The sequence below is a fragment of the Microcoleus sp. B4-C1 genome (assembly GCF_036705285.1).
Lineage (GTDB): Bacteria > Cyanobacteriota > Cyanobacteriia > Cyanobacteriales > Microcoleaceae > Microcoleus.
In genome coordinates, this window is the sequence record NZ_JAUBUC010000106.1 from 1 (window position 1) to 8,701 (window position 8,701).

Genomic DNA, 8,701 nt, shown 5'->3' on the forward strand with positions numbered 1-8,701 from the left:
TACAATATTCTCAGAAAAGCAATCCCAAATGCGTTCAGCGATGGGATAGGGAGCTGCGTAGTTCAGCCAAGGCGGGTTAATCCGCTTAAAGTAAAAGTGAAGGGGGAGGGACTTCAAGCCTCCCATGCCTATAAATGACTATACTTTTACCAGCTATTTAGACAAGTGGAAAATTATGATCCCAATCAATGAAGCTCAACAGCAGTTACAGCAGTCGATCGATTCGGTGAGTGAGTCGCATCAACCGATCGCGATCGCAGGACAGACTAGCAATACAGTATTATTATCTGAATCAGACTCGGCATCTGTTCAGGAAACACTGTATCTTCTATCAGTGCCAGGGATGCGGGAATCAATTCGGGAAGGAATGGCAACGCCGATCGCACTTCTCGATCGCCATTTAGACTGGTAACTTAGCCCACAATACGTGCCATAATCAGCCATATTATCTGGTACGCGATCGCCTGAACCTATGGATGCGCTAATCGGCAAAACTTTACAGGGTGGAAAGTACACCCTCGAACAAGAATTGGGCCGCGGCGGCTTTGGAATAACTTTCAGGGCAAATCACCGCTATTTAGGACAGCCTGTAGTCATAAAAACCCTCAACGAATCTCTGCGGCAGCAACCCAATTTTGCTGAGTTCGATCGCAAGTTTCAAGACGAAGCGAGGCGGTTGGCTTCCTGCGTCCATCCGAATATTGTCCGCGTCAGCGATTTCTTTGTGGAAGACGGGCAGCCTTACATGGTGATGGACTACATAGCCGGTCAGAATTTGGGCGATGTAGTCGGTTCAAATAATCCGCTGCCAGAAAATCTTGCAATTCTCTACATAACTCAAATTGGCGCTGCTTTAAAAGTTGTTCATCAAAAGGGTTTGCTGCACCGAGATGTCAAGCCGCAAAACATTCTTTTGCGCCAAGGTACTCAGGAAGTCGTGCTGATTGACTTTGGCATTGCCCGCGAGTTTACTCCTGGTGCAACCCAAAGTCACACTAATATGGTGTCCGACGGCTACGCGCCCCCTGAACAGTATTTTGCCCAAGGAAAATATACGCCCGCAACAGATGTTTACGGTATGGCGGCGACGCTTTACACTTTATTGACAGCACAGGTGCCGGTGGCTGCAATTTTACGCACCAGCCAGCCGATGCCTTCACCCCGCGACTTGCAGCCTCAGCTAAGTGCCGCTGTCAGTTCTGGGGTGATGCGGGGGATGACGGTAGAAGCTCAAAATCGCCCTGCTAGCGTGGATGAGTGGCTGTCGCTGCTGCATGGGCAGCCTCATGGTGCAGCGTCGCCGAGCACCGGGCCGACGGTGGCGGTGATGCCGGGACACGGGCCTCAGTCGCCTGTGGGTTCGAGAACAGCGCCTGCTGTGGTGTCTTCTGGGCAAGGCAGCCGCAAGGTTTGGTGGATTTTGGGGTTCGTGGCGATCGCACTTATTGTTGCAGGTTTGGTCGGGATTGCTAGGGTTTTCCTCAACCGGCCGTCTTCGGAACCCGCACCGGTGGCCCAGGACGATCGCACTTCGGCCCCTGCTGATCCAGACGCGCGCTCAAACCCCGCACCAATTCCCGCGCCGACACCAACGCCACCACCAACTCCCAGAGAAACTCCGCAGGCTGCTGAAACTCCGCCTGCTGCTGAGACTCCAACCCCAGCGGGGGCGGGCACGGGGGCACCGCCCCTACAGACGCCAACACCAGAGCCTTCTCCCGAATCTGTCGAACCCACACCAACGGAAAAACTTGTTGACAAAGAGTTGCCGCCCGATCGATCGCCCGCACCCAGCGAACAACCGGGAACCAATTATCAGAAGACTCCCACAATCCCTGGGTATGCGGTTGGTACGCCGGAAAGTCAGATTTTAGCCGAATTGGGAGAACCCACTGACTCTCAAGCGCGGGGCTATTGGCCAAATACTCGCACCGCACTTTACGAAATATTGCCAAATCGGATTACTCTGGGCTACATTTACGATCGCGATTCAAGCGAGCTAGTACAAACAGAGGGTTCTTTTGCCCAGTCGGTGGACGATTTGGTAGTGCGAACCGCCTTAAATGGGATGGTGGGCGGCGCCAGCCGAGAGATTTTGCAGGGCTTGCGCGACGTGCAGCAGCGCCGGAGTAATCGCTTTACGTTTAGGAAAGGTTCGCTGGAAGGGACGATCGAACGCAATGAGCGCGATCGGATTTACATCGGCGTCTGGGACGAGAACTTGCATTAAACTTGGCAGCGCTGACATCCTGCACCCTTGTCAATAAACCTGGGCGGGCAAGATGCCCAACCCCTAATCCCCACAGGAAAACTCAACTCTTGTGGAACAGGCATCTTGCGTCAATAAACCTGGGCGGGCAAGATGCCCAACCCCTACTCCCCACAGGAAAACTCAACTCTTGTGGAACAGGCATCTTGCCTGTTCAAAAAAATGGTGCAAGATGTAAATATTCCCGACTCAGCTTTGTGCCAAAATCGAAAATCTAAAATCCCAAATCTAAAATCTAGTTGACGCAACACGAAATATTGTCTATAATTAGAGAACGCACGAGGGGCTGTAATGGTTTCGACAGGGTGGCGAAAGCTGCTCCGTGATGCAGGTCGAGAGGGAGTCTACTCTCGTTAATATCGGCTCAAAAAAAATAGTAAATGCGAACAACATCGTTCCTTTCGCTCGCAAAGCCGTAGCTGTAGCCTAAAAACTTCTTGAGCTTGGTTTAGAGTGTATGCCACCTCACTCCGTTAAAGGTAGCATAACAACCCCCAACGGATGCCCTAGCTAAACGTTTCTAGTCGGCTAGCTAGGAAAGCAATCACTAGAAAATCCCCCCATTTGGGATAAAGATGGTTCCCGCCCCGAGGATTAGAGGGGATAAACCTGTGAACGATCGGAAGGTAAATACCCGCTTTGGACGGCAGTTCGATTCTGCCCAGTTCCATAAAAGAAGTGACGTAAAATCAATGGTTTAAGCCATTTGAAAGCCACTTTAAAGCACTAAAAAGGGCAGAGAATTAATTCTCTGCCCTTTTTGTTTGGGCTATTTGGGTAGTCAGTTATTGTAGGGTGCGTCAGGGCGGATTTTTTTCACAACAGACGAAGAATATTCTCCCTGACGCACCCTACTTCCTAAAATCGTATAAGCGGTAGCCGTAGGGTGCGTCGCCAGCCTTCAATCCTCAAAAAAGATCGACAATCTCATAGCGACGCACCTGTTCTTTTGAAGGGCCCGTGGAAGCAACCCTCCGTTTCACTCCGCCCAATATTTTTGTCTTAAGCAAGCTTTTTTATAAATGGTATAAGGTGCGTCATCGGAGAAAACCTTAGTTTTTCGTGCTACATCCACAAATGACGCACCCTACAATCTCAAATCGTATAAGTTACCTACCCATTAGCTACGCTGCCGGCTCATATAATTAGAACTTCACCCTGTCTGTGCGTTCTTGGAGCCTGTCGGGCGATATACTATTAGGCGGTAAAGCATTAAAAATCTTTACAAAGACCCCGATTTCTAAGCCTACTCCTACAAAGGACGGGTGAAAAATTATATGCTGAGCGCTCAAAAGCTGGAAAAATGAACCCAGGAATTGACTTACAAGGAAGTTTTGTAGAAGCCCTGATGAATTTGGGCTTACCGGCGGACATCGCCCAACTGCTTTGGCTACCGCTGCCAATGTTGCTGATGATTGTCGCTGCCGTCTTCGGGGTACTGACTAGCGTCTGGCTGGAACGGAAAATTTCCGCCGCCGCTCAACAGCGGATAGGCCCGGAATTTATCGGCCCTCTGGGAGTGCTAGCACCCGTTGCTGATGGTCTGAAGTTGGTCTTCAAAGAAGACATTGTACCGGCAAAAGCTGACGCGCTGCTATTTACCCTAGGCCCGGTAATTGTGGTGATTCCAGTTTTTCTCTCCTACTTAATCGTGCCCTTCGGAGAGCATATGCTGATCGCCGATATGGGGACAGCAATATTTCTGTGGATTGCTCTTTCTAGCATTCAGCCGATCGGCTTGCTGATGTCCGGCTATGCTTCAAACAACAAATACGCCCTCCTCGGAGGACTCAGAGCCGCCGCTCAATCCCTCAGCTACGAAATTCCCCTAGCTTTGGCAGTATTGGCAGTTGTAATGATGTCCAATAGCCTCAGTACGATCGACATCGTACACCAGCAAGCCGGCTACGGCATTCTCGGCTGGAATATCTGGCGGCAACCAGCAGGTTTCCTGATTTTCTGGATCGCAGCACTAGCAGAATGCGAACGTTTACCCTTTGACCTTCCAGAAGCAGAAGAAGAATTGGTAGCAGGATATCAGACTGAGTACACAGGCATGAAATTTGCTTTGTACTATATCGCTTCCTACGTTAACCTCGTCCTTTCTTGCCTGTTAGTAGCAGTTTTGTACCTCGGCGGCTGGGAGTCCCCGATTCCTGTCGGAGTCCTGACAAATGCCCTAGGATTGAGCGAAACGACTCCTTGGTTGCAGGTAATTACCGGCTTGCTGGGCATTACAATGACCATGCTGAAAGCCTACTTTTTCTTGTTTCTGGCTGTTCTGCTCCGCTGGACTCTGCCGCGAGTTCGGATCGACCAATTGCTAAATTTGGGATGGAAGTTTTTACTTCCCGTTGCTTTAGTTAATTTGCTGTTGACCGCAGCTTTGAAGCTTGCCTTTCCCTTTGCTTTTGGCGGTTAATTCGTAATAGGTAACAGAACAGATAATAGCTAACCTAGAGTAGCTGTTAACTCTCATGACCTATTATCAATTAGCAATTACCAAAAACTCAAGTACAGAGAGAGAACACGATGCTAAAATTCCTCAATCAAGTAGGCGAATACGCCAAAGAGACTCTTCAAGCTGCTAAGTATATCGGTCAAGGGCTATCTGTTACTTTTGACCACATGAGACGCCGCCCGATTACGGTGCAGTATCCTTACGAGAAATTAATTCCTTCCGAACGTTTTCGGGGCAGAATTCACTTTGAATTTGACAAGTGCATCTCCTGCGAAGTTTGCGTTCGGGTGTGTCCGATCAACTTACCTGTAGTGGATTGGGAATTTAACAAAGAAACTAAGAAGAAGCAACTCAAGCACTACAGTATCGATTTCGGAGTGTGTATCTTCTGCGGCAACTGCGTAGAATATTGTCCGACTAATTGTTTGTCCATGACAGAAGAATACGAGTTAGCCGCCTACGAACGTCACGAATTGAATTATGACAACGTGGCCCTGGGACGTTTGCCCTACAAGGTTACAGATGACCCGATGGTGACACCGATGCGGGAATTCGCTTATTTGCCGAAAGGTGCGATCGACCCCCATGAAGTTTCCTACACCGATCGCCGCGCCGGTCTGCGTCCAGAGGAAATTATCGAAAAGTAAGTCATTAGTCATTAGTCAGCAGTCATCAGTCATTAGTGAAATAACCAATTATTAATGACTGCTAACTAATGAGTAAAAACGAACAATAGAACACTAATAATTGAGGATAAAAAATTGTGAATCTAGCTGAAGGGGTTCAAATTGTTTCATTTGGAATATTGTCCGTAATGATGATTGCAGGAGCACTAGGAGTAGTGCTGTTCTCAAATATCGTTTACTCAGCCTTTTTGCTGTGCGGCGTATTTACCAGCATTGCCGGCTTGTACCTGTTGCTGAATGCCGACTTTGTAGCAGCAGCACAGGTATTGATTTATGTGGGCGCTGTTAACGTCTTGATTTTGTTTGCGATTATGTTGGTGAACAAGCGCGAAGATTTCCGCACAATTCCCAACGCTTGGGTGCGTCAAGTAGCAACAGCAGTAGTTTGCGTAGGCTTGTTTGCGCTTTTGGGTACGATGGTGGTGTCTACTCCTTGGACTATTGTCGCGACGACAGGAGCACCGGCCGAAAGTTCGATCGTCACAATCGCCAAACATTTCTTCACCGACTTTTTGCTGCCTTTCGAGTTAGCATCAGTATTTTTGTTAATGGCAATGGTAGGAGCCATTGTCTTGGCGCGCCGCGATTTCTTGCCAGATGAATTGTCCAACAAGCTATCTGAAACACCAGCTTTTAGTTTGCCGGAAAGACCTCGCGAATTAGTTTCGGCCGGAGATGTGTCTTCGCCAGAATCTAAGTAATATTATGGTGCGCTGAGCGCACCATAGTGTTAGTTTTGTAGTAACTTTAGATTGAGACAAAATCGCAAAATTTATGCAACTGCAACTCCAGTATTTCCTGTTATTAGCCGCCGCACTTTTCTGTATTGGCATTTACGGTTTGATTACCAGCAGAAATGCAGTGCGCGTGTTGATGTCGATCGAGTTGATGCTGAATGCTGTCAATCTCAATTTGATGGGTTTCTCCAATTATCTCGACCCCGTACAAATTAAGGGCCAAGTATTTACCGTGTTTGTAGTTACGGTAGCCGCGGCTGAAGCTGCGGTGGGTTTGGCAATTGTTTTGGCGATTTATCGCAACCGCAATACCGTAGACATGGAAGAATTTAACTTGCTGAAGTGGTAATTAATCAATAGTCATCAGTCATCAGTCATCAGTCATTAGCGACAAACTAATGCAGATTAAAGACTGATGACTAAGGACTAAGGACTAAGGACTAAGGACTAAGGACTAATGACTTCTAGTAATTTCTAGAGTAATTCTACCCCCGAAATCAGGGATGGGGGCAGCAGGTTTCGAGAGTTGTAGTTTAACTTTTTCGACTAACGGTAGTTGTAAAAGCGCTTGAACAATAGTATCTGCTAGGCGTTCGATTAATAAAAACTTCGACTCTTTGACTAGCTTTTGAATCAGAGTAATTGCGCTGCGGTAATCAAGAGTATGTTGAATATCATCACTTTTTCCAGCTTGCGATAAATCCAGCCAGAGAGTAACATCCACTTCAAACCACTGCCCCAAAACTTGCTCTTCCGGCAGATAGCCCGTATATCCGTAACAGCGAATTCCTGTAAGTTGAATAGAATCCATTTTGCAATAAACTAAAAGTGCGTTGTTCTATACCAATTTGTATTAAACCAGATAAAGTTCTCTTTCTCTTCCCTCTCTTTTTTTGCCCTTTGCCCTCTTCCTCTTCCCTCTGCGCCCTCTGCGCCCTCTGCGGTTCAATCACTCTTATTCTATCTTAAATTTCACAACCGTCCTCCTTTCTCCAACTTGTCCAATAAATCCTCAGCAACTTCATACCATTTCCGCCTAATTTCAGCATCTTCTGGCTTTTCTGTCAAGGTACGACCTTGGAATTCGGGATATTTATTGTAATATAATTCATCAACTTTTTGATAGAATATATCTTGATTTATATTGAGATTTTTGCGTCGTTTCCCAATGTTTTCTTGACGAATTATTTCTGCTTCCTCTAAGGATGTATCGGGAGGTTGCTGGCGCGCAGAAAATTTAGGTAAATCCGGCAACTTTGGCAACGTAAAACCAGATTTAACTACACTAAAAGCTAAAATTCCCGGCACCAAAATGACACTTAAACTCCCTAGGGTTTTCCAAGGAATTAACTTGAATGTGGGGTTGTTATTAACCAGTTGAGGATTTTGGTGAACAGGGGTATGATTGCTGGTAGCAGTTTGAGTGGTGTTTTTGAAAGGGCGGCCGACAAAGTTCATTGTCACCATTTGGGAAATTATACTGCCAATTTGAGAGAGTTTTGGATCTTTGAGTGCTTCGCGGACTGCTTTTGCAGATTGGTAGCGATCGCCCGGTTGTTCTGCTAACATCCGATCCAATACCGTGGCTAAATTTGGGCTGACACTGACGTGCGATCGCCAATCCCAAGTTTTATTATTGATATCGTACAATTTTTGAGGCTTTTTGCCGCTTAGCAGTACCAAAGCCGTCACGGCTAAAGCATACAAATCGCTAGCGGCAGAAACTTTCCCCAGTCGCATTTGTTCGGCTGGGGAATAACCCTGTTTGCCGATCGCCGTATCCGATTGTCCGTTAAACTGAAGTACGGCATTTGCTGCGATTTGTTTAACAGAACCGAAATCAATTAAAAATGGTAGTTTGTCAGCATCATGCTGAATAATATTATCCGGGGAAATATCGCGGTGAATTAAATTTTTCGAGTGGATGTATTCTAAAACTGGTAAAAGCTGAAATAGCAGTTGAGTAACTTCAGCTTCGGTAAAATTTTTACCTTGTTGCTGACGCGATATCAATATTTCTTCGTAGGTTTGACCTTTGATATAATCTTGGACTAAAAATAAAGATGGATTCCCGGCCAAATCGGTTCGCAGGAGTTCTCGAAAGCGGGGAATTTGCGGGTGTTGGAGGTTGTAAAGCATACTCGCTTCGCGATCGAACAATTCGGCGGCTTTCGGGCTGTGCACCACCGGAGAAAACTCTTTGAGCACGCAATGTTCGTTGTAGCGGTTGATATCTTCGGCGAGATAAGTGCGCCCAAAGCCACCGCGGCCCAATTCGCGGAGGATGCGGTAACGTTTTTCGAGAGTCGAACCAGGGGTGAGGAGGGAGGAGTTAGACATAAACCACGGCAAATTGTTCGATTTGGGGAGTCGCGGAGCATAGTATAGCTTATTGTAGCTAAGTTTGTTTGAATGCGAGGGAAGGAAGGGCGATCGCTTTTTTTGGGATGGATGAAGGAGAAGCGACACTTTGGTTAAGATTCAGTATCTACAGGATATCGTAGGGGCGGGTTTTACCAACCATCTATGTTATCAACCAAAAATATAA

General features: G+C 47.1%; 8 protein-coding genes, 1 other RNA gene and 1 pseudogene. 8 read left to right on the top strand and 2 right to left on the bottom strand.

Annotation, left to right across the window (positions count from 1 at the left end):
* The 8 genes and pseudogenes from QUB26_RS27530 to nuoK form a co-directional block, all read left to right on the top strand.
* Positions 1-138, top strand: a pseudogene (locus tag QUB26_RS27530) (RNA-guided endonuclease TnpB family protein); the annotation flags it as partial.
* Positions 139-175: 37 nt separating this feature from the next.
* The gene (locus QUB26_RS27535; RefSeq protein ID WP_333320547.1) at positions 176-412 is read left to right on the top strand and encodes a type II toxin-antitoxin system Phd/YefM family antitoxin; all 237 of its coding nucleotides are present in this window, start codon (positions 176-178) and stop codon (positions 410-412) included.
* 60 nt (positions 413-472) lie between these two features.
* The gene (locus QUB26_RS27540; RefSeq protein ID WP_333320550.1) at positions 473-2,230 is read left to right on the top strand and encodes a protein kinase domain-containing protein; all 1,758 of its coding nucleotides are present in this window, start codon (positions 473-475) and stop codon (positions 2,228-2,230) included.
* Between the two features lie 321 nt (positions 2,231-2,551).
* Positions 2,552-2,942: a transfer-messenger RNA gene (ssrA, locus tag QUB26_RS27545) on the top strand.
* A gap of 630 nt (positions 2,943-3,572) precedes the next feature.
* Complete coding sequence (nuoH, locus tag QUB26_RS27550; protein WP_333203108.1) at positions 3,573-4,691, top strand: NADH-quinone oxidoreductase subunit NuoH; 1,119 nt, start codon at positions 3,573-3,575, stop codon at positions 4,689-4,691.
* Between the two features lie 110 nt (positions 4,692-4,801).
* Complete coding sequence (ndhI, locus tag QUB26_RS27555; protein ID WP_193975265.1) at positions 4,802-5,377, top strand: NAD(P)H-quinone oxidoreductase subunit I; 576 nt, start codon at positions 4,802-4,804, stop codon at positions 5,375-5,377.
* 116 nt (positions 5,378-5,493) lie between these two features.
* Positions 5,494-6,117 (top strand): NADH-quinone oxidoreductase subunit J, encoded by a 624-nt coding sequence (locus tag QUB26_RS27560; RefSeq protein WP_333057044.1) that lies wholly within the window; start codon positions 5,494-5,496, stop codon positions 6,115-6,117.
* A gap of 79 nt (positions 6,118-6,196) precedes the next feature.
* Positions 6,197-6,502: an NADH-quinone oxidoreductase subunit NuoK gene (gene nuoK / locus QUB26_RS27565; protein ID WP_228042566.1), complete on the top strand. Its 306-nt coding sequence runs from the start codon at positions 6,197-6,199 to the stop codon at positions 6,500-6,502.
* 105 nt (positions 6,503-6,607) lie between these two features.
* Here nuoK and folB read toward each other — a convergent pair whose 3' ends face one another.
* Both folB and QUB26_RS27575 read right to left on the bottom strand, forming a co-directional pair.
* On the bottom strand, positions 6,608-6,964 hold the full coding sequence (gene folB / locus QUB26_RS27570) for a dihydroneopterin aldolase (protein WP_333057046.1): 357 nt from the start codon (positions 6,962-6,964) through the stop codon (positions 6,608-6,610).
* A gap of 161 nt (positions 6,965-7,125) precedes the next feature.
* Positions 7,126-8,493, bottom strand: coding sequence for a serine/threonine-protein kinase (locus QUB26_RS27575; RefSeq protein ID WP_333320552.1), 1,368 nt, complete (start codon positions 8,491-8,493; stop codon positions 7,126-7,128).
* Positions 8,494-8,701: the final 208 nt, after the last annotated feature.

Coding starts and splice junctions, on each gene's coding strand:
- folB (WP_333057046.1), bottom strand. CDS start 6,964: ATGGATTCTATTCAACTTACAGGAATTCGCTGTTACGGATATACGGGC.
- ndhI (WP_193975265.1), top strand. CDS start 4,802: ATGCTAAAATTCCTCAATCAAGTAGGCGAATACGCCAAAGAGACTCTT.
- QUB26_RS27540 (WP_333320550.1), top strand. CDS start 473: ATGGATGCGCTAATCGGCAAAACTTTACAGGGTGGAAAGTACACCCTC.
- QUB26_RS27575 (WP_333320552.1), bottom strand. CDS start 8,493: ATGTCTAACTCCTCCCTCCTCACCCCTGGTTCGACTCTCGAAAAACGT.
- QUB26_RS27535 (WP_333320547.1), top strand. CDS start 176: ATGATCCCAATCAATGAAGCTCAACAGCAGTTACAGCAGTCGATCGAT.
- nuoH (WP_333203108.1), top strand. CDS start 3,573: ATGAACCCAGGAATTGACTTACAAGGAAGTTTTGTAGAAGCCCTGATG.